This is a genomic window from Arthrobacter sunyaminii (assembly GCF_018866305.1).
GTDB classification, from domain to species: domain Bacteria; phylum Actinomycetota; class Actinomycetes; order Actinomycetales; family Micrococcaceae; genus Arthrobacter_B; species Arthrobacter_B sunyaminii.
The window spans coordinates 1,684,766-1,709,350 of sequence record NZ_CP076456.1 but is presented as its reverse complement, the minus strand read 5'-3'; the positions used below and the strand labels follow the sequence as shown (position 1 = coordinate 1,709,350).

At 61.3% G+C, this 24,585-nt stretch carries 21 protein-coding genes; 11 read left to right on the top strand and 10 right to left on the bottom strand.

Annotation, left to right across the window (positions count from 1 at the left end; genetic code table 11):
* Positions 1–345 precede the first annotated feature (345 nt).
* The 10 genes from KG104_RS07485 to KG104_RS07440 all read left to right on the top strand — a co-directional run bounded on the left by KG104_RS07485 (position 346) and on the right by KG104_RS07440 (position 11,343).
* A complete protein-coding gene (locus KG104_RS07485; RefSeq protein ID WP_207346609.1) occupies positions 346–1,422 on the top strand; it encodes a Gfo/Idh/MocA family protein in 1,077 nt (358 codons plus the stop codon).
* Positions 1,419–2,417, top strand: coding sequence for an NAD-dependent epimerase/dehydratase family protein (locus KG104_RS07480; protein ID WP_207346608.1), 999 nt, complete (start codon positions 1,419–1,421; stop codon positions 2,415–2,417). Before KG104_RS07485 ends, KG104_RS07480 begins: the two co-directional genes overlap by 4 nt.
* Positions 2,414–3,550: a DegT/DnrJ/EryC1/StrS family aminotransferase gene (locus KG104_RS07475; protein WP_104054589.1), complete on the top strand. Its 1,137-nt coding sequence runs from the start codon at positions 2,414–2,416 to the stop codon at positions 3,548–3,550. Before KG104_RS07480 ends, KG104_RS07475 begins: the two co-directional genes overlap by 4 nt.
* Positions 3,547–4,221, top strand: a complete 675-nt coding sequence (locus tag KG104_RS07470) for a NeuD/PglB/VioB family sugar acetyltransferase (protein ID WP_207346607.1) — start codon at positions 3,547–3,549, stop codon at positions 4,219–4,221. Before KG104_RS07475 ends, KG104_RS07470 begins: the two co-directional genes overlap by 4 nt.
* Positions 4,218–5,420 (top strand): glycosyltransferase, encoded by a 1,203-nt coding sequence (locus KG104_RS07465; protein WP_207346606.1) that lies wholly within the window; start codon positions 4,218–4,220, stop codon positions 5,418–5,420. Before KG104_RS07470 ends, KG104_RS07465 begins: the two co-directional genes overlap by 4 nt.
* Entirely contained in the window at positions 5,417–6,544 is a 1,128-nt protein-coding gene (locus KG104_RS07460; protein WP_207346605.1) for a DegT/DnrJ/EryC1/StrS family aminotransferase, read from the top strand. The genes KG104_RS07465 and KG104_RS07460 overlap by 4 nt, the downstream gene beginning before the upstream one ends.
* A 7-nt stretch (positions 6,545–6,551) precedes the next feature.
* Entirely contained in the window at positions 6,552–8,033 is a 1,482-nt protein-coding gene (locus tag KG104_RS07455; protein ID WP_237688689.1) for an oligosaccharide flippase family protein, read from the top strand.
* A gap of 5 nt (positions 8,034–8,038) precedes the next feature.
* Entirely contained in the window at positions 8,039–9,298 is a 1,260-nt protein-coding gene (locus tag KG104_RS07450; RefSeq protein WP_207346604.1) for a glycosyltransferase family 4 protein, read from the top strand.
* A gap of 278 nt (positions 9,299–9,576) precedes the next feature.
* Positions 9,577–10,416 carry a glycosyltransferase family protein gene (locus KG104_RS07445; RefSeq protein WP_207346603.1) on the top strand — a complete coding sequence of 280 codons (840 nt, stop codon included), beginning with the start codon at positions 9,577–9,579 and terminating at the stop codon, positions 10,414–10,416.
* A 24-nt stretch (positions 10,417–10,440) separates the two neighbouring features.
* Positions 10,441–11,343, top strand: coding sequence for a DUF6492 family protein (locus tag KG104_RS07440; RefSeq protein WP_237686800.1), 903 nt, complete (start codon positions 10,441–10,443; stop codon positions 11,341–11,343).
* A gap of 741 nt (positions 11,344–12,084) precedes the next feature.
* Here the strand turns inward: KG104_RS07440 and KG104_RS07435 are convergent.
* From KG104_RS07435 to KG104_RS07425, 3 genes are all read right to left on the bottom strand, one after another.
* Positions 12,085–13,314 (bottom strand): O-antigen ligase family protein, encoded by a 1,230-nt coding sequence (locus tag KG104_RS07435; protein WP_237685133.1) that lies wholly within the window; start codon positions 13,312–13,314, stop codon positions 12,085–12,087.
* A 95-nt stretch (positions 13,315–13,409) separates the two neighbouring features.
* Positions 13,410–16,037, bottom strand: a complete 2,628-nt coding sequence (locus KG104_RS07430) for a WecB/TagA/CpsF family glycosyltransferase (protein ID WP_216202361.1) — start codon at positions 16,035–16,037, stop codon at positions 13,410–13,412.
* A gap of 157 nt (positions 16,038–16,194) precedes the next feature.
* Positions 16,195–17,484: a hypothetical protein gene (locus KG104_RS07425; RefSeq protein WP_207346601.1), complete on the bottom strand. Its 1,290-nt coding sequence runs from the start codon at positions 17,482–17,484 to the stop codon at positions 16,195–16,197.
* 480 nt (positions 17,485–17,964) lie between these two features.
* Between KG104_RS07425 and KG104_RS07420 the strand changes: the two genes are divergently transcribed.
* Positions 17,965–18,255 (top strand): DUF4287 domain-containing protein, encoded by a 291-nt coding sequence (locus KG104_RS07420; RefSeq protein WP_104160824.1) that lies wholly within the window; start codon positions 17,965–17,967, stop codon positions 18,253–18,255.
* Positions 18,256–18,282: 27 nt separating this feature from the next.
* On the opposite strand, the gene KG104_RS07415 is transcribed toward KG104_RS07420, so the two are convergent.
* From KG104_RS07415 to KG104_RS07385, 7 genes are all read right to left on the bottom strand, one after another.
* Complete coding sequence (locus tag KG104_RS07415; protein WP_207346600.1) at positions 18,283–18,585, bottom strand: transcriptional regulator; 303 nt, start codon at positions 18,583–18,585, stop codon at positions 18,283–18,285.
* Positions 18,582–19,055 (bottom strand): hypothetical protein, encoded by a 474-nt coding sequence (locus KG104_RS07410; RefSeq protein ID WP_207346599.1) that lies wholly within the window; start codon positions 19,053–19,055, stop codon positions 18,582–18,584. The genes KG104_RS07415 and KG104_RS07410 overlap by 4 nt, the downstream gene beginning before the upstream one ends.
* Positions 19,056–19,137: 82 nt before the next feature.
* Positions 19,138–20,346, bottom strand: coding sequence for a glycerate kinase family protein (locus tag KG104_RS07405; protein ID WP_207346598.1), 1,209 nt, complete (start codon positions 20,344–20,346; stop codon positions 19,138–19,140).
* A 20-nt stretch (positions 20,347–20,366) separates the two neighbouring features.
* Positions 20,367–21,890 (bottom strand): SLC13 family permease, encoded by a 1,524-nt coding sequence (locus KG104_RS07400; protein WP_237686799.1) that lies wholly within the window; start codon positions 21,888–21,890, stop codon positions 20,367–20,369.
* Positions 21,887–22,546 (bottom strand): response regulator transcription factor, encoded by a 660-nt coding sequence (locus tag KG104_RS07395; protein ID WP_207346597.1) that lies wholly within the window; start codon positions 22,544–22,546, stop codon positions 21,887–21,889. Before KG104_RS07395 ends, KG104_RS07400 begins: the two co-directional genes overlap by 4 nt.
* Positions 22,543–24,150, bottom strand: coding sequence for a sensor histidine kinase (locus KG104_RS07390; RefSeq protein WP_207346596.1), 1,608 nt, complete (start codon positions 24,148–24,150; stop codon positions 22,543–22,545). Before KG104_RS07390 ends, KG104_RS07395 begins: the two co-directional genes overlap by 4 nt.
* The gene (locus KG104_RS07385) at positions 24,147–24,524 is read right to left on the bottom strand and encodes a hypothetical protein (RefSeq protein ID WP_207346595.1); all 378 of its coding nucleotides are present in this window, start codon (positions 24,522–24,524) and stop codon (positions 24,147–24,149) included. The genes KG104_RS07390 and KG104_RS07385 overlap by 4 nt, the downstream gene beginning before the upstream one ends.
* Positions 24,525–24,585: the final 61 nt, after the last annotated feature.

Genomic DNA, 24,585 nt, shown 5'->3' with positions numbered 1-24,585 from the left:
GACGCTGTAGCTTCGATGTCCTCGGACGCTTCATGCGCAATGTCGTTGTGAGGATTGTCGATGACCCGGAACACTACGCCCTATGGGAGATCCGCGCCACGTTCACGACGGGGCCGCCCCGTTCAGTAGAGGCCCTGCAGCAGGTAAATCAGCTGATTCGCCCGTACCCGCTACTTGTGCCTTCGGACACCCGTGTTTCTAGGCTGACCCCGCAAGCACTGGATGAGCCACTACGGTAGGAGTCGGCATGCGCATGTGCAAACCAGGGCCGGTGCTGGATCAGGACCGACCATACCGGCGGACCGGGGGGCTCTCTGTTGCTCCGTTGGCGTCAGGGCCCATCTGATGAGCGCGGCCCCGGCGCCCATCAGGGTCGCTGTGGTAGGTGCAGGTTATTGGGGCCCTAACCTCGCCCGCAATTTCAAGTCATGTTCGGACTTTCAATTGACGGCTATCTGTGACCTGGATTTAGCACGAGCGCAACGCGTCGCGGAACCGCTGGGAAATGTTGCGGCGATCACGTCCTTGCCCGCACTACTCGCGAGTGACATTGAAGCAATAGCCGTCGCCACTCCAGCACAAACCCATCATGGGATCGCGATGGAGGCCCTCCGCATGGGCAAACACGTCCTTGTCGAGAAGCCACTTGCGGACAGCCTCGACAAAGCGAGCCAGATGGTGGATGAAGCCGCGTTGTCTTCGCTGGTACTAATGACCGATCACACCTACTGCTACACGCCCGCCGTTGCCAAAATCCGCGAATTAGTGATTGGTGGTCACCTCGGCGACCTTCTTTTCATCGATTGCACCCGAATAAATCTGGGTCTGGTCCAGCCGGACGTCGATGTCTTCTGGGATCTTGCTCCCCATGATCTATCAATTCTGGACTTCATCCTGCCTGACGGCCTCCATCCCGTCAGGGTGTCTGCCCATGGTGCTGACCCGCTGGGAACCGGCAAATCCTGCATCGGCCACTTGATGATGCCGCTACCCAATGGGGTGATGGCTCATGTTCAAGTGAATTGGCTCAGTCCGACGAAAACCAGGCAGGTGGTGGTTGGAGGGTCGGAAAAGACGCTGGTATGGGACGACTTGAACCCGCAGCAGCGGTTGAGTATTTACGATCGTGGAGTCCGGCTGAACGAGGGGGCTGTCGTGGCGGGTGACGCGCAGCGTACAGCAGCACAAGTGTCGTACCGGTTGGGCGATACCTGGTCTCCCGCGCTTCCTGAACGGGAGGCGCTTGCTGACATGGTTACAGAGTTTGCCGCAGCAATACGAGGTCGACGGAGGGCGTTGACGGACGGCAGCGCGGGATTGCGGGTCCTCTCAGTGCTGGAAGCAGCTAGCCGCAGCCTTCGGAACTTCGGCCGGATGGAGCGGCCGGAATCATCAAGTCACTTGTTGAAGGGACGGCTATGACGCGTATCGAGGATGCTCGGGCGCTGGTAACCGGTGGTGCCGGGACGATCGGCTCAACGATCGTGGACCAGTTACTGGCGGCTGGGGCCGAGCGGGTGGATATCCTGGACAATTTGGTGCGTGGACGCCGGAGCAATCTCGCGGCAGCGCTTGCCTCGGATCGTGCACGCCTAGTGGAAGGCGACATCCGCGACAAGGATCTGGTCAATACGCTGACCGAGGGAAAGAATGTGGTCTTCCATCAGGCAGCGATCAGAATCACCCAGTGCGCCGAAGACCCGCGCCTCGCCAATGAGGTCCTTGTCAACGGAACGTTCAATGTACTCGAAGCCGCTGCTGCACATGGCGTCGAAAAGGTGGTAGCCGCCTCGAGCGCCTCCGTATACGGTCTTGCCGACGAGTTTCCCACCGGGGAGCGTCATCATCACCATAACAATGACACCTTCTATGGAGCAGCAAAGTCCTTTAATGAAGGAATGCTGCGAAGCTTCCGCGCTATGTACGGACTCGATTACAGCATCCTGCGGTACTTCAATGTGTACGGGCCCCGGATGGATGTTCATGGAGCGTACACCGAAGTCCTTGTGCGGTGGATGGAACGGATTGACGACGGACTTCCACCCCTCATTTTTGGGAGCGGAAGCCAGACCATGGACTTTGTTTTCACCACCGATATTGCCCGCGCAAACCTCCTCGCTGCTGCCAACGATCGCCCGGACGGCGTTTACAACATCGCCAGCGGCAACGAGACCAGTCTGTTGGAGTTGGCCAAGTGCCTGCTTTCGGTTATGGGATCGAGCCTATCGGTGGAGCACGGGGCGGATCGTGCTGTTAATGGGGTGACGCGTCGCCTCGCCGATACCACGGCGGCCCGTCAGGATCTCGGTTTCGCGGCTCAGGTCGGTCTGACGGAGGGCCTGACTGCTTTGGTCGATTGGTGGCGTCCTCTGCGGGAGGAAATCGCCGCCGGCAGGAACCTGGTGAACGCTCCATGAACCGGATCAATGTTATGACGCCGTGGTTAGGGCAAGCGGAGGTCGATGCCGTTACCGAGGTCCTGCAGTCCGGATGGTTGGCACAGGGACCAAAGGTTGCAGCATTCGAGAACTCGTTCATGGAGACGATGCAGGCTGACGCTGCCGTTGCCACAACCAGTTGCACCACAGCACTGCACCTAGCCTTGGCCACGGCCGGGATCGGTCAGGGCGATGACGTTGTCGTACCGTCACTTTCCTTCATCGCAACGGCGAACGCCCCCGTTTATGTGGGAGCGCGAACAGTCTTTGCTGACGTCGAGCAGGAAACCGGCAACGTCACGGCCGCCTCCATCGCGGCAGTCCTCACCGACAAGACCCGCGCGGTGATCGTTGTCGATCAGGGAGGCGTCCCGGTAGATCTCGATCCGATTCGCGCCCTATGCGACCCGCGGGGCATCACCGTCATCGAAGATGCTGCATGTGGAGTCGGATCTACATACCGCGGGCGGCCTGTAGGTGCCGGAGCGGAACTGACCGTGTGGTCATTTCATCCACGCAAAATCCTCACAACAGGCGAAGGTGGCATGCTCACATCCTCGCGCCGTGAGTGGGCGACCCGCGCAGCTCGGTTACGTGAACACGCGATGTCCATCTCAGCGGCAGAGCGTCATGCCAGCACACTCGCGCCGGCGGAGTATTACAGCGAGATCGGCTACAACTACAGGATGACGGATGTGCAGGCAGCGATCGGTTTGGTGCAGCTAAGCCGCCTTCCGGACATCCTGCGTCGTCGTCGGGAACTTGCCGCTACCTATACTAAGGCGCTCGATGACTTGGAGGGTTTACGCACGGTGCGGGACCCCGAGTGGGGATTGGGCAACTACCAGTCCTTTTGGGTCGAACTTCTTCCCCGGTTCCCGCTCAACAGGGATGAACTCCTGGAACGCCTGGCCAGGGTAGGCATTTCCGCCCGGCGTGGCATCATGGCCGCGCACCGCCAACCAGCGTTCCGCGATAGCAAGGCCAGTCTGCCCGTCACCGACCGTCTAACCGACAACACGCTCATCCTCCCGTTGTTCCACATGATGACCGAATCGGAACAAGCACGGGTAATTGACTGCATCCACTCCGCCGTCCGGCTTCCGTCATGACTCCACTGTTGCTACTGGGGGCGAGCGGACTAGCTCGGGAAGTACTCGCCCTTGTGGAAGTGACCGGCTCCCACCGCGTCATGGGCATCCTTGATGACGCGGACCAGTTACGGCACACCCTTATCGGGGAAACGCCGGTCCTTGGCAGCCTCGCAGATGCTCACAGCTACCCCGAAGCTCAGCTCCTGGTCTGCATCGGCTCCGGACAGGCGCGGAGGCAGGCGGTGTCCAAGCTCCTAGACCAAGGCATCGAGGAGACACGTTTCGCAACCGTTATAGACCCATCCATCCGGGTCAACCCGGATTGTGCCATCGGACCGGGAAGTATCCTCCTAGCCGGCGTCGTCCTGACCTGCTCTGTGACGGTAGGACGCCATGTGGTCGCTATGCCGAACGTGACCTTCACTCACGACGACGTCATCGAGGATTTTGCGACGCTGGCTGCTGGAACCAGCCTCGGCGGCAATGTCAGCATTGGTTCCGGTGCATACCTCGGAATGAATTCCGCTGTCCGACAGGGTGTCCGAGTCGGGCCGGATGCGTTTCTAGGCATGGGAGCGGCACTTCTCTCGGATCTACCCGCAGGCCAAACCTGGGTAGGAGTCCCAGCACGGCCACTGGGTGTGGTTTCACCAAACTCAAGGCTGCAACCGGCGGGAGAGCAATCATGAGAATCCTCGTCTGCCCCCAGCACCTAGCAATGGGAGGCAGCCACCTCAACGCCGTCGACCTGGCATCGGCGGTAGGACAGCACGGTCATGACGTCCTGGTGTACGCACCGGACGGCGTGTTGGCCGAGCGCGTCGAAGCAGCCGGTCTCACCTGGATCCCCACTTTCCGTGGTGAAGGCCTCAGGCCCAATACGATCGCCCGGATGGGCAACCTCGTCAAGCGGCACAGCATCGATCTAGTACACGCTTACGAGTGGGCGCCCTCCATGGAGGCAGCCTTCGGTGCTGCCCTGTGGAGGAATACTCCGGTACTGATGTCGGTCATGGCAATGCAGGTTCCAGAGTTTCTGCCGACGCATCTCCCCATCACCGTCGGCACCGCGGCGCTGGCGGAGGGAGAGAAGAAGCGGCGGCGCAGCGTTCACTTGCTCGAGCCTCCAGTGAATATGGAATACAACCGCAGCACCGACGTAGCAGCTGCCCGCCGACGATGGAGCGCGCAATCAGATGAGATCGTCATTTCTCTTGTGTCCATGCTCACCACGGAGCTGGAAAAACTTCAGGGGATACTCGCAGTCATCGCCATGACAGACCAGTTAGCGCAGCACCATTCCCTGCGGTTGCTCATCGCGGGAGACGGGGAAGGTTATGAGCAGGTAGTAGGCCGCGCTAATCGTGTCAATGCCCGCCATCACCGGATGGTAATCCAGGTGCTGGGTTTTCAGAAGGATCCTTCCCAGGTGTACGAGGCAGGCGACATCGTCATCGGTATGGGTAGCTCAGCCATCAAGGGACTGGCCTTCGGCAAGCCCTTAATCATTCAGGGTGCCGCCGGTTACTGGAAGCTGCTGACGCCCGATTGTGCACCGCAGTTCATCCACTCGGGCTGGTTTGGAGACGGCGGCAGGGGCGCTCGGGACCTGAAGGAGGCATTACTCGATGTGCTGGCCTCCCCGGGGCGGCGCCGGGACTTGGGTACCTTCAGTCGGCGTCTGGTGCAGGACCGGTACAGCCTCGACCGTGCTGGTTACCTGTTGGCGTCAATCTACGGCGAGACGTCCCAGCAGCACCTGACACGCGGTGCCGCGCTACCGTCGCTGACACGCAGCGCGGTGGAGGTCATCCGATTTCAGCGCACGATGCAGGCTCGCAACGCCGTGCATAAGGAACGCTGGAGCCGGGCGGGGATCCCGCTATGAAGATTTTCGGGACACCGATTCCGTTCGTTGACTTGGCTGCACAGCATGCGGAAGTGGACGCGGAAGTGCAACTCGGGCTCAAGGAGGTCTTCGCCGAAGCTACATTCATCGGAGGCCGGGCGGTTGCCGAGTTCGAGATGGCTTACGCACGGATGGTGGGAAGCGCCTACTGCATAGGTGCAGCGAACGGCACCGACGCGCTTGAACTCGCCTTACGAGCGTCCGGTGTTACCGCGGGAGGTGAGGTGATACTTCCCGCCAACACCTTCATCGCCACGGCTGAAGCAGTATCTAGAATCGGTGCAGTTCCCGTTCTGGTTGACGTTGATCCCGTGCACTTGCTGGTCGACCCTGAACACGTGGCGGCAGCAGCAGGACCCCGTACTCAAGCGATCGTCCCAGTCCATCTCTTCGGGCAGATGGCTCCCATGGAATTATTGGCACCTATTGCCGCGCGGTGGGACGCGGCGCTGGTCGAGGACGCGGCGCAGGCGCAAGGAGCACTCCGCCATGGCCAAGGCGCGGGTGCCGTCGGCGTAGTGTCGGGAACCAGCTTCTACCCGGGAAAGAACCTCGGCGCAGCTGGGGATGCGGGCGCGGTGACCACAAACAACGCGCCGGTAGCGGAAACGGTGCGGCTGATGGCAAACCATGGGAGCCGGCAAAAGTATCAGCATGACGTCATTGGCATGAACTCCCGCCTCGACACGATCCAAGCCGTGGTGCTCAACGCAAAACTGGGGCGGCTTGCCCGGTGGAACGCCCTACGAAGAGATGCGGCGGCCTATTACACCCAGGCACTGGCAGGCGTGCCCGACGTCGTCCTCCCCGCCGCGGACGAAGGGAATTTTCACGTCTGGCACCTCTATGTCATCCGTATCCCGAACAGAGACCGCGTGTTGAAGCACCTCCACGCGGTAGGAGTTCACGCGGGCATTCATTATCCGATACCTGTGCATCTCACCGGCGCCTACACCGGGATGAACCTTGCTCGAGGTTCCTTCCCGCAAACGGAAAGGGCTGCGGAGCAGATGCTGTCACTGCCCCTGCACCCCCACATCACCAGGGAGCAACAGGACTACGTAGTGAACGCGCTTGTATCCGCTCTGGCCACGACTAGATGAGACGGCAGTGAAGCCCCGTGTCATCCCCCGCAGGGGCACTGTTGTCGGCGGTGCCTCCACGGCCATGGGGTGGAGCCTGCTCAATACCCTGGTTTCACGATGCGGCACGTTCGGTATCGGCATCCTCCTTGCACGGGTGCTGGGACCGGACGCGTTCGGGACGTTCGCCGTGGCACTGGTGGCACTCCTGGCCGTCCTGAGCTTCAACGAACTTGGTGTCAGCCTCGCGATCGTCCGCTGGCAGGGCGACCCGGCATTGATAGCACCCACTGTTACGACGATCTCTGTAATTAGTAGCACCCTCTTCTGTGCTTCAGCGTTTTTTCTTGCGCCTGCCTTCTCCAAAGCGATGGGCGATCCGGAGGCAACACCGGTAGTACAACTACTCATCCTGAGCGTGCTCATCAATGGTGCAGTCGCGGCGCCCGCTGCGCTGCTGCAACGTACCTTTCAAGAACGTACCCGCATGATCATCGATCAAACCAATGTTTGGGTGGGAGCGGGAATTTCGGTGGCGTTGGCGTTGCTCGGAGCGGGCGCTATGGCCCTGGCCATCGGTAGGCTGGCTGGCTCGTTGATTGCAGCGGTGATGTTCATCGTGGCCTCTCCGGTGCCGTACCGATTGGGGTTGGATAGGACCAAACTCGTTCCGTTGTTGCGATTCGGGGTTCCTCTCGCCGCAACGAGCGTGGTGGTCTTCTTTGTTGGATATGCCGATCAACTAACCGCAGGATCGCTTCTAGGCGCCAGCGTTCTTGCCTTTTATGTATTGGCATTCAACCTCTCCAGTTGGCCTATGAGCCTCTTCTCTCAACCCTTGCGGCGGGTTGCACCAGCAATGTTTGCCAAGCTGCAGCACGACCCAGAGCAGTTGCGCTTGGCCCTTACCTGGGTTGTGGGTATTCTCACCTCTCTCACGGTTCCTTTCGTCGTGTTCCTAGCCGCTGCAGCGGTCCCCCTGGTCCAGTTGATCTACGGAGACATTTGGGTGCCGGCCGCAGCCGCGCTGTCATGGCTCGTTATCGCTGCCGCGTGCCGTGTTTTTTACGAGCTTGTGTACGACTATCTGGTGATCCTGGGAATGTCCGGCACGGTTTTCTGGATCCAATTCTCCTCCCTGATTTTTCTGGTGCCCGCTCTCATAACCGGTGCTTCTTCAGCAGGTCTGGCAGGTTTGGCAGCAGCTCAGGCGGCGGTCTCCGGAGGGGTGCTGTTGCCCCTGTATCTGTGGCGATTGAAGCGGACAGGTGTCGCACTTCGGCTCATATTTTCACGAACATGGCTGCCCCTGCTGGTGGGCATTGGAGTGTGGGCGGCGACCACAGCGCTGGTGGCTACCCGCATACAGCCCCTGGCGGCCCTGTGTGCCGGCGGTCTGATGGTTGTCATCGTCTCCGCCGGGCTGCTCCTTCAGCAGCGAAAGGGCTTGCAGATGCTGCGAGAACTGGGGCGTTCCGAAGTGCAATACAAAACAAGTGAGGAAAACTAGCGCCGATGAAAGTCCTTGTGTACCCGCACAGCATGTCCTTGGGTGGCAGCCAGCTCAATGCCCTAGAGCTCGCTGCGGCCGTTCAGGAACTGGGCCACGAAACAGTGCTCTTCGCCCAGCACGGGCCCCTGTTCCGCCGGGCTGACGAACTCGGTTTGGAGGTAGTCGTCGCTCCGGCTCCTGGCCGCAGACCTTCACCACGAATTATTCGCGCTCTGCTGGAGCTTATCGACCGACGGCAGATCAATGTAGTCCACGGGTATGAATGGCCTCCAGCGCTCGAATGTATGGCGGCGTCCCGTCTGAGACCGCAAACCCGGGCAATTGCAACAGTGCTTTCGATGGCTGTAGCTCCCTTCATCCCCAGACATATGCCCCTACTGGTGGGTACCGAACAAATTGCGGCCACTGAACGAACTTTCGGCAGATCGCATGTAGGGCTGATTGAGCCGCCGGTCGACCTGGAATCCAATCGCCCAGGAGTTGATTTTGGTTCCCGACAGTTCCGTGACAGGTGGGCGATTGATACGAAATCGTCGACGATTGTGTTGGTATCCCGGTTGGCCCACCAGCTCAAGCTCGAAGGAATTCTGACGGCGATGGACGCCATCGCGATCCTTGCAGGTCAACGGCCGATCCAACTCGTGATTGTCGGTGATGGACCGGCTGTGCAGGAGGTGGCCCAGCACGCGAAACGGATCAATCGTGTGACCGGCTGCAACTCCGTGGTTCTTACAGGTGCGCTTGAGGATCCGCGACCCGCCTACTCAATTGCTGATGTAGCTCTCGGTATGGGCGGATCGGCACTGCGGGCAATGGCCTTCGGAAAGCCTTTGATCGTGCAGGGCGAACAGGGGTACTGGAAGCTCCTCGATTCGAGCAGTCTTCCAGAGTTCCTGTGGCAGGGCTGGTACGGCAGAGGTGACGGCAGCAACTCCCAGCGTGCCCTCGCAGCCATCCTCACATCGCTCCTCGACGATACTGATCTGCGGACCCGTCTGGGAACCTTCGGTCTACGTACCGTGCAGGACCGCTTTTCCCTGAAGCATGCGGCGCAAGTACAAGCAGCGTTCTACCAGGAGTACCTCGACTCGCCTCCCATGGGGTCTTCTTTTGAAGATCTTGCAGCGGCCAGCCGTTTCGTTCGCCACCATGTCGCACGTCGTGCGCAACGGCTTCTGGGTCACGCGGCAGAGGATGACTTCAATTCCCGCCCCTTGGCCGAGCAGACATTCGCCGTACGGGCTGGGCAAGGGTCAGCATGAAGGGTTCCGAGGTACTTGTGTGGATAGCCGGAACGCGATGGGACGAGGCAGTGCCCGGTACGGACAGGCGCCTCGTGACAGCCGTGGCGAAACGATGTCGGGTGTTATGGATCGATCCTCCTATTCCCTGGCGACCAGGACGTCGCACCCAAACACCGCGAATAACAGAGGTAGCGGCCGGCGTCACACGAGTGCGTGTGATTGCCCCACCGGGCGTAACCAGACCTGGGATTCGGGTTCTCACAGCAGCGATCCTTGAGCGAGCGGTGCTGGATGCGGTGAGCGAAATCAAGGTGGAGGCGATTGGTGTCCTTGTGTCCTTTCCATTGGCGTCATTTCCGAAGGACCTCGCCGGTACCAAAATCCTTTATGTCACTGATGACTGGCTAGGAGGCTCGGAGCAGCTTGGGTTCTCTAAAGCCGCGGTCCACACTGTGCTGGTCAGCAACCTCAAGGCCGCCGATGTCGTCATGACCGTCTCGCCTTTTCTCTCTATGCAACTCGACGGACTCAGCAGCGAGCTGAAGTTGACGACTCCTTCCCCGCGCGTCCTACCCAACGGGTGTCCCGCACCGCTCTCCCCAGCACGACCGGAGATCCGCCATGAACCGGTCGTTGGCGTCGTCGGACAGCTCAATGAAAGGCTCGATTTGAACGTGCTCGAGGCCGTACGTTCGACCGGAGTGGATATCCGGGTGATAGGACCGCGGGTCGAGGCGACCCGCGGCTACCAATCGAGAATGACTGCCTTTCTCAGGTCACCCAACGTCAGCTGGTTCGACGCAATCCCGGCTTCGAAGGTGCCTGCGGAACTCGCACGGCTTGGTGTTGGACTCACTCCCTATGCTGATACGGCTTTTAACCGTGCCAGTTTCCCTCTCAAAACACTCGAGTACCTTGCCGCCGGTGTCGCTGTCGTATCCACGGACCTACCATCCGTTCGATGGCTTGCATCGGATCTCATTCGCGTCAGCAGCGACCCCACGCTCTTCGCACATCTCGTCACGGCTGCGCTCGAGGAAAAAGATGACGAGGCCCTTAACGCGCGCCGCCGGAAGTTCGCCTCCAACCACACATGGGAACACAGGGCGGACGAGCTACTGGCCATCCTGAATTGAGAGAGGAACAAGATGCATCAAAGCATGAACGCAGCGAACCTTCCGGACCGACAGGGGACGATAACCCTTGCGGTGGTAACACCAAGCTACGCTCCGGATCGCGAGATATGTGAGGACCTGAACCGGTCTGTCCTCAGGTTCATGGAGGCCGACGTCACCCACCACATCATCGTTCCTCGGCATGATCTGGGCCTCTTCGATACCCTCGCCGGCGAACGCACCCCACTTCATGCAGCCGGATCCTTCCTGCCGCGGCTCATGCTATCGATCCCCCCGGTGAACATCTGGCTCAATGTGCGGAAGCCGTACCCGCCGATCAGAGGTTGGATTGCACAACAGATCGTCAAGCTCTCAGCGGCGGCCTCCCTTGATGTTGATATCGTGCTGCTCGTCGATTCAGACATCGTTTTCATCCGCCCAGTCGACACACGCACCTACGCCCCCTCAGGCGAAGTTGTGCTGTACCGGAAAGAAGACGGGGTCGACGAGTCGTTGCCCCGCCACCGCCTGTGGCATCAAGTGGCCAGACGCCTCCTTGGATTACCGCCTGCTGAACCTGGGCCTTTGCCTGATTACATCTGCTCGCCCTGCGCATGGCAACCAAGTGTTGTGCGAGCGATGCTGGAACGCGTAGAAGCCGCGACGGGTCGCCCGTGGGCAACCGCGGTGGGTGGTGAGTTGCATTTTTCGGAGATGGTCCTGTACGGGGTCTACGTGGAGGAGGTACTAGGACTTGCAGGACGGGAGACAACATCCGACATGCTATGTGTGAACCACTACGACGAAGTGCCGTTGGACAGGTTCACACTGGGCCAACTGTTATCCAGCGTCCGAGCAGCAGATGTTGCGGTCATGATATCGGCTAAGTCCGGCACCTCATTGAAGGACCGCAGACAGGCACTAACAGAATTCAGTAATTACTCCTAGATTCCATCAGTTGCGCCGACACCGCCGGCGTCCTTTGGTCCTTTGTACTACGGGACTTCCGCCGACTGACCTCCCCGGACTGTGCCCGCCTGGCTCCATGAGTAGCTTTGCGTCGTTGGCCCCCGATCTCCAATCCGCGTCCAAGTGACACAGCACTAAGTAGAAGCACCGAACCCCCGAGTAGAACCACAATTACAGCCCGCAACCTACTGGAGAAGCGTTCAGTAGCCTGCTCGGGAGGCGCCACGGCCAGTGCCGTATACAAGAAACGACTATCCGCTCCGTTGATTGTTTGCATTGCGTAGAGTTCATCCTCGAGCAGTCTCCCCAACGTAGTGGTGGTTCTCACGGACTCCTCAGCGCTGGCCCCCTCTCCAGTGATATCCACGATGAAATTACCAATACCCGGGGCCACCGTGTACTCGGTGCTCAACCCCGAAGCCTCCAACGCTTGAGCGACGGGAGCAGCCCGCATCCGGGTAATCAGGACGCTTGTCACCAGGTTCGGATCTGACGACCGCAGGTAGGGATTATCGTTGTTCAAGCCCTGAGCGGCCGGAGCGTCTACGATTTCGGAACTCACAGGCGCGGCTGGATTCACGATGGCATAGCTCAGCGTGGACTCGAAGGAGCGCGGGCCGAACTGGTAGACAAAGACTGCGGCGCTGAAAGTCAGCAGCATCACCGGAAGAACCAACAGCTTGAAACGCCAAAGTACCCTGGCTACCGCCAATAAATCCATCAGTGCCCTCCGGTCTCGGATATTTTTTGCTCAGCGACCATGAGCCAAACCGCGCCAGACAGTCCCACGAACATAGGGAAGGTCAAGGCGAAAACAGGAAAGGACATGGAGTCGAAGGTGAAGGAACAGACGGTTGCTACCGCAGCGCCGGCTGCCACTGCACCAGCCAAGGATCTCAGTGAAGAACTTCGTGCTAACTGGGCCGCCATCACGGCGGAAATGCAGCTAAAGAGAAAATAGCAGCACAGTCCCAGCAGACCGACGACTCCCATCGTCACAAGGGTATTCAAGTACTGATTGTCGAGGATGTGCAGAGCATTTTCCGGTAGGTAGTTCCCAGGACCCTTCCCCAACCACGGGCGATCCTCAAAGAAGCCCACCACCCGCGGCCAGTTGTTGGTTCGGGTGCTGATGGATGGGTCCTCCCCACCAGCGGCTAGTGCCCCAGCAAAGGTGCCCATGAGCCCAGGAACGCTCAGAAATAGAATTGCCAGTCCAGCAGGAACCGCGACCAGAGCCCATTGCCGGGCAGCCCCAGGGAGGAAGGGCAGGAAAACCACCATCGCAACCACGAACCCGAGAATGCCCGACCGTGACACCGTCAGCGCCAGGGCGAACACCAGAAGTGCTGTCCCCAACCAGTGCAACCACTTCTGTCCTCTCGGGTCGACGACGCCGCGCCAGATGGACAACGGCAGGAGCATGGAACACACCACGGCCAACTCGATCGGCGAGAAAGTGGTTCCCGCCACCCTCACAAGGGCGCCGCGCTGCTGGAATGTCGTGTCGCCGCCGTTGTACGTGAAGCCAGGCATCACCTGCTGCAGCCACTCCACCGGATTGGTCCCGAATTGGAACTGCACGAGGGCGACCGCGCTGCAGATGTAGGCGCCCCCCAGCAGGGCACGTACCAGAACCAGTGCGTGCCCGATGGTTCTGACCGTCTCGGCAACGACGAGGGCGATAGCTGTACTCACCAGTATGAGGATCAGCCACCGATCAGCTGACGCACGCGCGGCCACAGTGCTCGGACCCGTCCACCCCGAATACAACGCAACATAGGAAAGACAAGTTGCAAGGAGAAAGACGATTGGGCCGATCTGGGCAGGGTGACGCACTCCAATTGGATCGTGCAGCCCGAAAAGCGCCGACGCAAACCATACCAACAGCAGGAGGGCGGCGAGGATCATGGGTACGGTGCCGACCGCGCCGAGAGGCGCCAGCACCATACTCGAAGGAAAGAAAAACGTGCTGAACGCTAGAACCCGTACAAGGAGCGGAACCGGCCGGTAGGAATCTTCAGACGGCTGAGGCGCGCCCTCTGCTACTGGTGCCTGCTGCTCTCGTCCCGTTCCCATGCCTCCGCCTCCCCCCGCACAGGGCGCTGTGATGCTTTGCTGCGCGCGCGGAGTGTGAAGTAGGCATACACAATGGCATCAAAAGCGGTGGCTGGCCCGCGAATGGAAGCTAATAGCTCACGCAGAGTCTGACGGGTGTGAGCCTTTCTCACCACCTCACCAGGACCGTTACTATCCAGTTCGGCGTTTCCCCGGTAGTTCCTGGTCAAGATACTCATTAGCGATTCCGGAGTTCGTGGAGTCTGCACGCTCACCGGGGGGGTATTAACAATCACCTTCTGTACTCCGGCGAGGGCCCTTTCGACGAGAAGGTCATCAGCGGTGACTGACGGGAATTGACCAAAACGGGCATGGCCAGCTTCGGTCAGCCCGTAAACGCCGGCGCCCCACAGGGCTTGTTTCGTCGACGGCAGCCTGCGGCGTGCACGATAGTAGGACCGGACCATGAATGAGGCGCCCGAGGAGTTGTAACGGAACGCAGGCCGGGCTGCTAGTACGTCTCCGCGTTCGAGTCTGTCGAGCATCATACCCAGTGCTGCAGGGGAGATTGTGATGTCCGCATCGAGATACACCCTCGGCCATAAGGATGCGTGGGCATCCGCGGTGTTCAAAGCTGCGGTCTTGGAAGCCTCCTCCACCTCGATAACCGTGATGCCGTCAAAGTCTGCCGCGGTATCAGCCGTCGAATCCGTGCATCCATTACAGGCAACGATGAGTTCGATGCGCCCGGAAGCTGCCAGGGACGCCAAAGGTGCCAGCGTCCGCCCGATGACGGCCGCTTCATTATGAGCGGGGATGATGACCGCGCCACGGGGAAAGCGCTCGAGGACCTGTGCGGCATTGGCAGAAGCTGTCGGTCCGGGAAGCGCATCCCAGGTACAGTCATCGAGGACGGTCCGCAGAACGCCCCGGCGGTCGGATTTCGCCCAACGCAGAGCTTCAGAGAGCACCACCACCGCGTGGTAGCCGGACGCATAGGGTTTCGAGTGATACTTCCGGGCGTACCGGATGCGGTTGACCGCCATGAGTGCATTCAACTCGGGTGAGACCCCGGAGCCGCCGCGCCAATGCGTCACCCTGGCTGTTGGCTCGAACCAGAGGCCAGCACCTGCTGCCCGTGCTCTCCGGAAATAATCAACTTCTTCCGAGTAGAGGAAGAACTGCTCATCCCAGTCACCGAGCTGTTCGGCGAGATCGGCGCGGACAAGCAGCGCAGCCCCGGTGGCCCACTGGAAACGGTGCGGATGCCGATAGCTTTCAGGGTCATAATCCGTGCCGGATAACCACCACGGTCGATTCGGTAAGCGGCGACCAAGAATCGCATCTCCGAGAGCATTGAGAATGGTCGGCTCGCGACGGAGCGACGGATAAACGGATCCGTCACTTTCCAGTAGTTGAGGAACGACGATGCCCGCACCGCTTCGAACCAATCGTCGGTACATGCTTCTGATTGCGCCGGGTTCAACTCTCACGTCTGGATTTAGCACGAGAATCGCTTCGTCACGGTCGGCAAAGCGCCGGGCAGCGTTGATGCCCGCTGCATAGCCCAGATTTCCGCCTGTCGGAACAACTATAATATCGGGGTACTTCGAAAGCGCTTCAAGTGTTCCATCCGACGAATCGTTCTCCGCGACCACGACGCGGAGCCGAAGGTTCCGGGCTTCACCTCGCAGACCGGCGACAAGAGGGTCCAACAACGCACTGCTGTTGTACGTCACAATGCAGACCACAACGTCTGCCGGATCTCCTATAGCAACGAACGAACCATCCGGAGTCCCCTCGTCACTGAAATGAACGGTTTCACGATGACCTTCGCGTTGAATCGATCCATCCGCGGCGGAGGAAAGCGAGCTATTCCGGCGCATATGGAAGTAGCTGGGAGGATCGTCAATCAAGTACCTCCGGGCCAATCGGCGCGGTTCCAGTGCCAGCCGCCAGACCCACTCCAAACCTCTGGCACTAGCCCAGTGAGGGGCACGTCCGATACTTCCTGCGAGAAAGTCCACAACTGCCCCGAAAGCGAGGAGAACATTCGCACCTGTTAGCGGGCCGTACTCGGCGATCCATAATTCCTGCCGGGGTTTACCCAAACCGACAACCAATAGTTGCACCTGCGCAGCTTTGATAGATTCCGCGAGATCACGGCACACCTCGGGATCGGTAAGAGCTGAACGATCAGGCGACCACAGCCCTCCGACAATCAAAGCAGGCCTGGTTCGTGTGAGATTTCTGGAGAGGAGCCGCTGAATCAGACGTGTCCCGCCCAGGAACCCAACGACCGTCCCTCGAGCTTCAGCCTCATCGAGGAGCGGCCCGATCAAATCGCTGCCCGCGAGCCGAGGCCACGAACGGCCAGTCAGCCGGTTTGCTTCGGCGACCAGCGGGGCTCCGTCCAATAATGTCAGCCACTGTGCGTTGCCGGAGTCATCAGTGCAGAGGCGGTCGCCGAGAGTGTCAAACCAGCGCCCGTCGGTGCCGAAGTGCGCGATGTGATCCAAGTTCGCCGAGATGACGGCCAACGGACCGGTGTTCGACACCACGGCGTCGCCCTCCGCTGTGGAGGCGATCTGTCGAACAACATCGTCGATGTCCAACAAGTCGACTCGAACGCCGCCCAATATCACTTTTTGCATTTCTGTGCCCCTCGGAACAGAGACAGACCCCCAGAATCGGCCCGATTGTGTCACACCCCTGGTACGGGACTAAATGTAGCTTCCATGGTGATCTCTGGCTAGGACCCTTTATCCTTCGTCAAGACCCCCCAGTAAGGCCGCAGGCATCCCCTCCGACTAGTTGGTAGAGATGCACGGCATTGGCGTCCGCGAAATCATCATGAAAGGTGTTGTTGGAGATGGGAACGCTTCGGCCCTCTCCAATGACGACCGCAGTCTGAGCCTCACCGCACGCCAATTTCATCTCAACCCTCTGCGGGCCACTGATCGTCGACCCCGCCATAAGATACAGGCCGCCGTCGTGCAGTTTCGCCGCCACGTCCACGCCTTGACTACTTGAAACGAAGTCATCAACGAAAGGAGCGTTGAGTACCGGAGCCAGGTCCTTAATCTGCCGATTCACAGCCTCCACCCAGGGGCGGACCATATCCCCGCAGCTCTCTCGGAGGACGTGCTGCGACACACAGTCGCCACCAAAACTATGGTTGAAATACACGATCCCACGCGCCCCATGGATCAGGCTGCTCCAGACCGCGGCCCTGATCTGGGGCCCCTCGATGAAGCCGCCACGACTTTCCTGGAAGGGGTGGCCCACTTCGATCAGCGCCCAGACGGGCTTGCTACCACGAGGATCTACCAGGGCTCTTACCCGTTCGACTGTCCAGCCGTAGTTCTTGGCTAGACGACAGTCCTGAGCTGGAAGCTCGGCACCACCATTGAGAGCGGCACCGCCCTCGCTCGGGCCACAGATGAAGGGATCTGTGAACCAGTAGTTATCCGCAGACACCACGTCTTGAAAGTCATTGACGAATCGGCGTGCCTCAGCGTCCGACTCCCAGAAGGTAACTCCTTTGCCGTAGTTCGTGTACAGCAAGGCTCCGGGAGGCGCCGCGTCGAGTAGCTCCTTCTGGACCGTGAACCCGCACTGCGCGGCCGGAGGGTCGCAGACGTCGCCCTCGCCTGGGTAGTGTCCGCTCCACGATGCAGAACCTGGTCCCGCCCACATGTCCACCTCGTCGGCAAGCATGTACCCTGCGGCTTCCGGAGCGGGCCACCCTGTGATGGCGTAGGATCCTTCGTCTATCACTTGTTTGATATCGGAATTTGAGGTCAACCCTGCGTAGGTGTTCAGCCCAATGTTCTGATCAACAACAACATCGCCCGGCTCGATCACGCTTTCCATCCAAACTCCCACCGGAAAGTAAGCCGGCGAGGAGGGCAGCGAGTTACCGAATTGCTCGTAGTAGTCGATTCCTCCGTCCACGGGCCGTACCTGCGGGACTTCTGCCTTCGGGGCCGACCCCGGAAATATCACGCATCCCGTGACAGCTAGGCATGACGCAGCGACCAGGCAGAACTGCTTCTTCATACTTTCTCCCACCAAGCATCCCTGAGTGCAGCCTTGTCCGCCTTGTCCGGGAACCTAGGTGCATCCTCTCCCGGTCTGGTGCTCGCTCGCCAGAGTGTCGTCGTTATTCCGATCACCGGATCCTATCGATGCTCGGCGTTGCCCGCTGTCCTTCCGCCACAGTCACCGGTGACGGGTATGCGGAACTAGAACAGGGCAACGTTGGGCGTCCGCTCCTGTCTCGCTGATATCGGGCCTTGGTGCGCGCCGGGCGGACCGGAACGGCGGCAACGAAAATCCCCAGCTCGCAGAGCTCGCAGGGATTATTAAAGCCGCCTAACCCAGTCCGTCCGGCGCTTGGTGCTAACACCGCGGCTAGTCACCAGCGCGCGTCATCGCCACACTCCAAACGGCCTTGACCCCCTCTGTATGCGTCACTAGCGTCAGCATGTGACCCTCCTGAACGTTTCCTGCCGCGACAACCGGAACGAAGGACACGCCATGTCATTCCAGGCCTACCTCGACGCCGTTGAAGACAAAACCGGCCTTACGCCCCGCCAGCTTCTTCAGCTCGCAAAAGACAAAGGTCTTGACGCCCCGGAAGTGAAAGCCGGCGAGATCCTCGAATGGCTCAAAACGGACTACGGTCTCGGCCGAGGTCATGGCATGGCTGTGGTGCACATTATCAAAAAGGGTCCCGACATTGATGCCAAGCACGTGGGAACGGAAGGCTCCCACCGGGATGAATCCGACGCCCTGTGGCTGGACGGAAAAGACAACAAACCCTCCTGACCGCCCCGGGCGCTTTTGCTGCAAGGGTTATGGATCGAGCCGGTCCCCGGCAGCGGCGAGCTTGCGGAGTTCAAGGACATGGGCCTTGAAGGCGCTTTGGCCCGGCTTGGTCAAGGACACCCAGGTTCGGGTGCGTCCATTGACGGAGCCCTTGCGCACCTTGGTGAAGCCGGCATGCTCAAGGACTTTAACGTGTTTGCTCAACACTGAGTCGCTCAGGGACAGCGCGTCTCGAAGCACCCCGAACTCAGCTTCACCCACCTCGGCAAGAATCGAGCAGATCCTCAGCCGGGTCGGAACGTGGATGATTTCGCTGAAGCCGTCGCTCATGGGTGGCTGTTCCGCAGCGACCGCTCAAGGCGTGCTTCCATAGCCGGTCCCATGATGAGGGTCAGGACCAGCGCCATGGCGGCGGCAGCGTAAGCTATCCAGGTCCACGAGTAGATCGAATACAGCACCAGGGCAACGACAGCTGTCAGGGCAAACGCCGTGACGTAGACGAGGGCAAGCCTGCGGCTTCCTCTATGGGTGTAGACATCCACCACCACACGCCCGCGGGCCTGAAGCATCGGCAGGAGGCAGAAGAACACGGCCGCCACCGCCAGAAGGCTCGACCCCCACCCGTCCTCCTTGGAGAAGACGAGCCCGATAACGAACAGTCCCATCCCCAGTCCCTGCAGGGGATACAGCCAGGGCGGCGACCGAACGTACGCGGCGAGGGCATGCTTCGATTCGTAGACGGTTTCCAGTGCCCGTCTGGCTTCCGCGGAGTCCGGCCGCGCGCCCTGATTGTTTGTCATGCTGCGAGCCTAGACTTTCCGCAACGGAAAGGGAAGGCTTTCCGCTACGGAAAATCCACGTGAGGTGCTCGGCGCATGCATCCTATGCCGCTGCGGCGGCCACCCGGGATGAAATGGCCGAACCCAGCAGCAACACCCGGAACGTGCGTTCCGCAGCTTCCTGGAGCAGGACGGCCCCCTCCGCCACCGCCTGGTCCAGTCCCATGGGAATGGGAATGATTCCCGCAATGGCGTCGATTCCGGCGGCATGGACAACGGCCGCATCCTTGCCGATCGACCCCGCAAACGCCAGCACCGGCACACCGGCCCGCTGGGCACGGCGGGCCACTTCCGCCGGAACCTTGCCGCGGGGCGTTTGGAAATCAATGGCACCCTCGGCCGTGACCACCAGATCAGCCGTAGCGATTGCCGCATCCAGGTCGATGCCCGCCAGACCGGAATCGAGCAGAAGCTCAAACCGGGGCACCAGCTTTCCTCCGATCGCCGCAAGTCCGGCTCCCAGCCCGCCGGAGGCGCCTGTTCCCGCACCGTAACGCAGCGAATCTTCGGTCATCCCGGAGGCGCCGGCCAACAGCCGGGCCCAGTGCTCCAAACCGTGGGACAGCTCCTCAACCTGCTGCGGTGTTGCCCCCTTCTGCGGGCCGAACACTCTCGCCACCCCCTGCGGACCGCACAGCACATTGTAGGGATTCAGGGCCAGTTCCAGACTGCACCCGGTGAGCCGGGGATCCAGGCCGGAGAAATCGACACTCACAGCATGCGTCAGCGCTGCCCCACCTTCGGGGACCTCAGACCCCGACGAGTCGAGAATCCTTGCCCCCAGCGCCCGGAGGGCCCCGGCCCCGCCGTCGGAGGTGCCGGAATCACCGCAGCCCACCACAATCCTCTTCATGCCCAGGTCCAGGGCAGCCAGAATGAGTTCCCCGACTCCCCTGGTGGTGGTCCGGCCCGGATCGCGCAGTGACGAAGGCACCAGTGCCAGCCCTGCCGCCGCGGCCATCTCGACGACGGCGGTGGGCAACCCGGGCCCGCCAAGGACGGCAAAGTGGGAATCCACCGGCTGCCCGACTGGACCCGTGACCGCCGTATGGACGATCCGGCCCGCCGTCGCACAGGCGAGCGCCGCCGCCGTCCCTTCACCGCCGTCGGCCATGGGGAGCGAGGTGATACTGACACCCGGGATGGCACGCCTGATGCCGGCCGAGATGGCAGCAGCGACCTCCACAGCGTCGAGGCTTTCCTTGAAACCTGAGGGAGCAACCAGAATTCGCTGCGGAATGGTCATGACCATGAGGACACCTTTTCTTGGGGTTACGGTAAGGAGATGATCGGCAGGCCCAGCAGGGGCCATACCGCAAGGCTGAACAGCAGCACAAGCCCGGCACTGAGCGGTGCCAACCAGACGGAAAGCCGGAGCAGATCGGCAGGGACGTAGTTCACGTGCCCGCCGGTCTCGGCGAAGATCGCGACGGGTTTGGCCGAGCTGGTCAAGGTGTGGCAGAAACCTGCAGCCGCGGTGGACGCGAAGGCTGCCGCCATGGGTTCCACCCCCATCGCACCAGCAGACGCCACAATGACCGGGATGAGGACGGCGGAGCGCGCCGAGCGAGACTGAATGACCAGATGGGCAGCTGTTGAAGCCACGACAACGACCACGACGAAGACATAAGGTTTGGCCGCACCGAAGAAGGAAACCGGCCCGAGGATCAAGGACGCCAGCCAGTCTGCCGCGCCCGTCGACACCAGGCTGGATCCCAGGGCCAGGGTGGCCGCCATGAAGATCAGCATCGACCAGGGCACTGTCTTGAGCGCCGTTCCGAGATCGGTTGCCCCGTAGGCCGGCAGGCAGACCACCAGCGCCCCGATGAGCGCCACCAGGGCCGGGTCCAGTCCGTGAATCGATTCGGTGCACCACAGTGCAACGACGGTGCAGAGCAGCAGCAGGCAACGCTGCTCGGCAAGTGCCAGAGGTCCGCTGATGCGCTGCGGGTTGTCCTCCTGCAACCGGGCGGTATTGATGCGCAGCGGTTCTGCACGGTCACTCCGGTCCGTGAAGAGCCTGAGGACCAGTTCCGTGGCAAGGAACGATGCGGCCAAGGCCAGAGGCAGCCCAAGCAGCAGCCAGGAGGCGAAGCCAAAACCGGGATAGCCGGCTGCTTGCAGAATCTGGCTGGTGATCAGGTGCGCGCCCGCGCCCAGGAACGAGCTGACGGCGGACAGCAGGATGACCGTAGGAAACAGCACCGCCAGCATCTTCACCACGGTCGGCCGGTCCTGCAGCACGCGCCGCAGCGTGAGGAAGATCGGAAGGACCAGGGCCGCCCGCCCCGATGTGGCAGGAATGGCAAAGGCCGTCACGATCAGGCCCAGGCAGGACAAATGGGCCAGTTGGCGCACTGATCGGGCGCCGGAAATTATGAACGCCGCGCCCCTGCCGGCCAGGCCCGTGGATGCCACAGCGCTGGCGATAACGAAGGCTGCCATGAGCAGCCAGACCGTGTCCTCCCCCAGCGCGGCAAAAAGGCTCTCCGAAGGCAGCACCCCGCTGATCACCAGCGCGACGGCGGCACCCAGAGCCACATAGGTATCCTCCACCGGCGAGAAAATCCAGAACCATACCGCCGCGATGAAGATGCACAGCGTGACGGCCGCCGGTCCGCCCAGCCCCCAGCCGTTGACTGCGTTGACCACCAGGGCAGCCATCAAGCCGAGTGCGAGTACGAGGACAACGGTGCCGGCAAGCCTAAGAGTGCCAGGGAAACGCCTGCCGGTGGCGGCGGCCGCCGGACGACGGTCCGCGTCATGGTCTGCGGTGCTGTAGTAGATTTCGCTCATGTCAGCCGGTATCCCGCGCCGCGGACAGTTTCCAGCCTGCCTGTCCCGATCTTGGCCCGCAATGCGCGCACGTAGACATCCACCACGTTTGACGCCGGATCGAAGTCCATATCCCATGCGTGCGAGATCAGCTGTTCCCGACTCAGGACCTGTCCGGGATGGCGCAGGAAGACATCCAGCAGGGAGAACTCGCGGGCCGTCAGGTCTGCGGTGCACTCCCCGACGCGCACCCGCCTGCTCCGCATGTCGAGCACCATGTCCCCGTGGGTGAGTGTTGATACCGGCGCGGCATCTGTGTCGTCATGAAGGCGCAGACGGACCCGGGCCAGCAGCTCCGCGAACTGGAACGGTTTGGTCATGTAATCGTTGGCGCCGCTCTCCAGCCCGTACACCGTGTCAGCCACCGAATCGCTCGCCGTCAGGACGATGACCGGAGTTTTGGACCCCTCGCTGCGGAGCCGTTCCAGCACTTCGAATCCGCTCAGTGTGGGGAGACCGATGTCCAGGATGATCATGCCGAACCCGCCCGACCGTGCCAGCAGGAGCGCGCTGGCACCATCGTCCACGGTGATGCAGGTGTAGTTTGCCGCCCGCAAACCCTTTTCAATGAAATCTGCTATCCGCCGGTCGTCCTCAGCGATCAAAACCCTGCTCATCGGTTCTCGTCCTTTGCGTGGTTGGTCGGGCCCTCGGCAGCGCCGTCGTGACGCTGTGCGCTGTCTGCACTGGATTCGATCAGGTCACAGGGAGGTTCCGGGGAGGGAACTGTCATGCCGAAGGTTGCGCCGTACCCGGGTCTGCTGCGGACCCAGACCGTGCCGTTGTGGGCTTCAGCGATGCCGCGCACGATGGCCAGGCCAAGACCGGCCCCCGGCCGTGCCCCCGCCGTTCCGTTCGCTGCCTGACCGCGGTGGAACCTGCCAAAAATTCGGGATGCTTCCTGCTCGTCCACCCCGAGTCCCTGGTCCGATACCCATATGGTGAACCGCCGTCCGGACCCTTCTCCCTCGAACCGCGAACCCAGGCTGACGGTGCTTCCCTCAGGTGAATACTGGCAGGCATTGGTGGCAAGCTGCAGCACCGCCTGGGTGATGCGCTGCGCATCCACAGTGATCCGCCCCTCGGCAATCTCCAGGATCGGCCAGCCCCTTGCACCCAGAATTTGAGCCTTGGCTTCAATATCCAGCAGCAGTGCCGCAGTGTCAGTTGCCCGCGGCTGGGCAAAACCGGGGCGGTCCACCTTGGCCAGCAGCAAAAGGTCCGAAACGATCCGGCCCATCCTCGCCAGCTCACTGTCAACCAGGGCCAGGGTCCGGCCTCGGTCCGCTTCGTTGTCCTCCATCAGTTCCAAATGGCCACGGATCACGGTGATGGGAGTGCGGAGCTCATGCGAGGCGTCATCCACGAACGCACGCTGCGTCAGGTAGGCCGATTCCAGCCGGTCCAGCATGGTATTGAAGGTCACCGCCAGGGCGGAAATGTCGTCGTTTCCGCGCACCGGCACTCTCGCCGTGAGGTCGGTTTCCGAAATGTCCTCAGCGACCCGGCGTACTTCACGGACGGGCGAGAGGATCTGTCCGGCGACGAGCCACGCCATGGCCGCGGTCACCACCAACCCGCCCAGTGAAACGAAGAAGATGGTCAGGACGGTGTCGGCGACCTCTTCCTCCCGCGGTGCCATGTAGACGCCGACGATCAGGTGGCCGGTCTCGCTCCCGGAGACGACCGGGAGCCGGGCCCACTGCATCTCCCCCGCACTGGTTTGGGCTATGCCCGAAGCAGCATTGCCGGAGCGGATGCCGTCCATCAGCTTTTCATCTTCGGGGAGGTTGTGGCCGCCGGTGGGCGAGCTAAGCGCCCCAACCGGCGTATACAGAACTCGTTGTCCGATGCTCCCCACGATGACTTCACCCCGGGCTGCCGCCTGTCGGCTGAGGAAGACTTCCAGCATTTTTTCGATGGAGGTGAATGGAGCGGCGGTGGTGGGGTCGACGCCTTCGGCGGCGAAGGCACGGAATTCCTGCAACTCCTGGGTGATGTCCTGGTGAACCTGCGCACGGGTGCCGTTCAGGAGCAACGATTTCATGGTCAGCAGGACCGCCAGCAGGGTCAGGGCCGTGATCAGGAGAATCCAGCCGGCGATCCGCCAGCGGGCGGGAACCCTGGAGCCGGCCCTCGGCTCAGCACAGCTGCCCAGGGGACGCCGTTCAGGAGGAGCCGGAATGGAAGCGCGGACCTGATCCGCTTTGATCATGGTCATTCGTCGTCCGGCTCTCCGTCGACGGCGTCGTCATCCGGCGCTCCGTCATCATCGTCGTCGTCATCAATGACCACCGGGGGAAGCACCGGGATGGGAGCTGCGGGAGGCGCAGGGGCCGGGACGGGGACTGCCGGCGGGGTCTCAACCGCCGGTGTAGGCGGATCCGGGTTGGCGGACGGGTGGCTGGGCGCCGGACTTTCCCGGGGCTCCAGGCCGAGAGCCGGAGTGCCGTCGGGTCCCGGGCCCAACTGGACCGGGCTCGTGTCCACCTTCGGCGGCCCGGCAGGCGCTGAAAGCAAGCCTCCGGCCACCGCCAGGAGCACGGGCACCAGCAGCATCGCTCCCAACAGGCATACTCGTCGCGTGGTTTGCATGCCTTCATAGTGCCAACCGTTTATGAGGCCACTATGAAACGCAGATTAACAAGTCTTCATC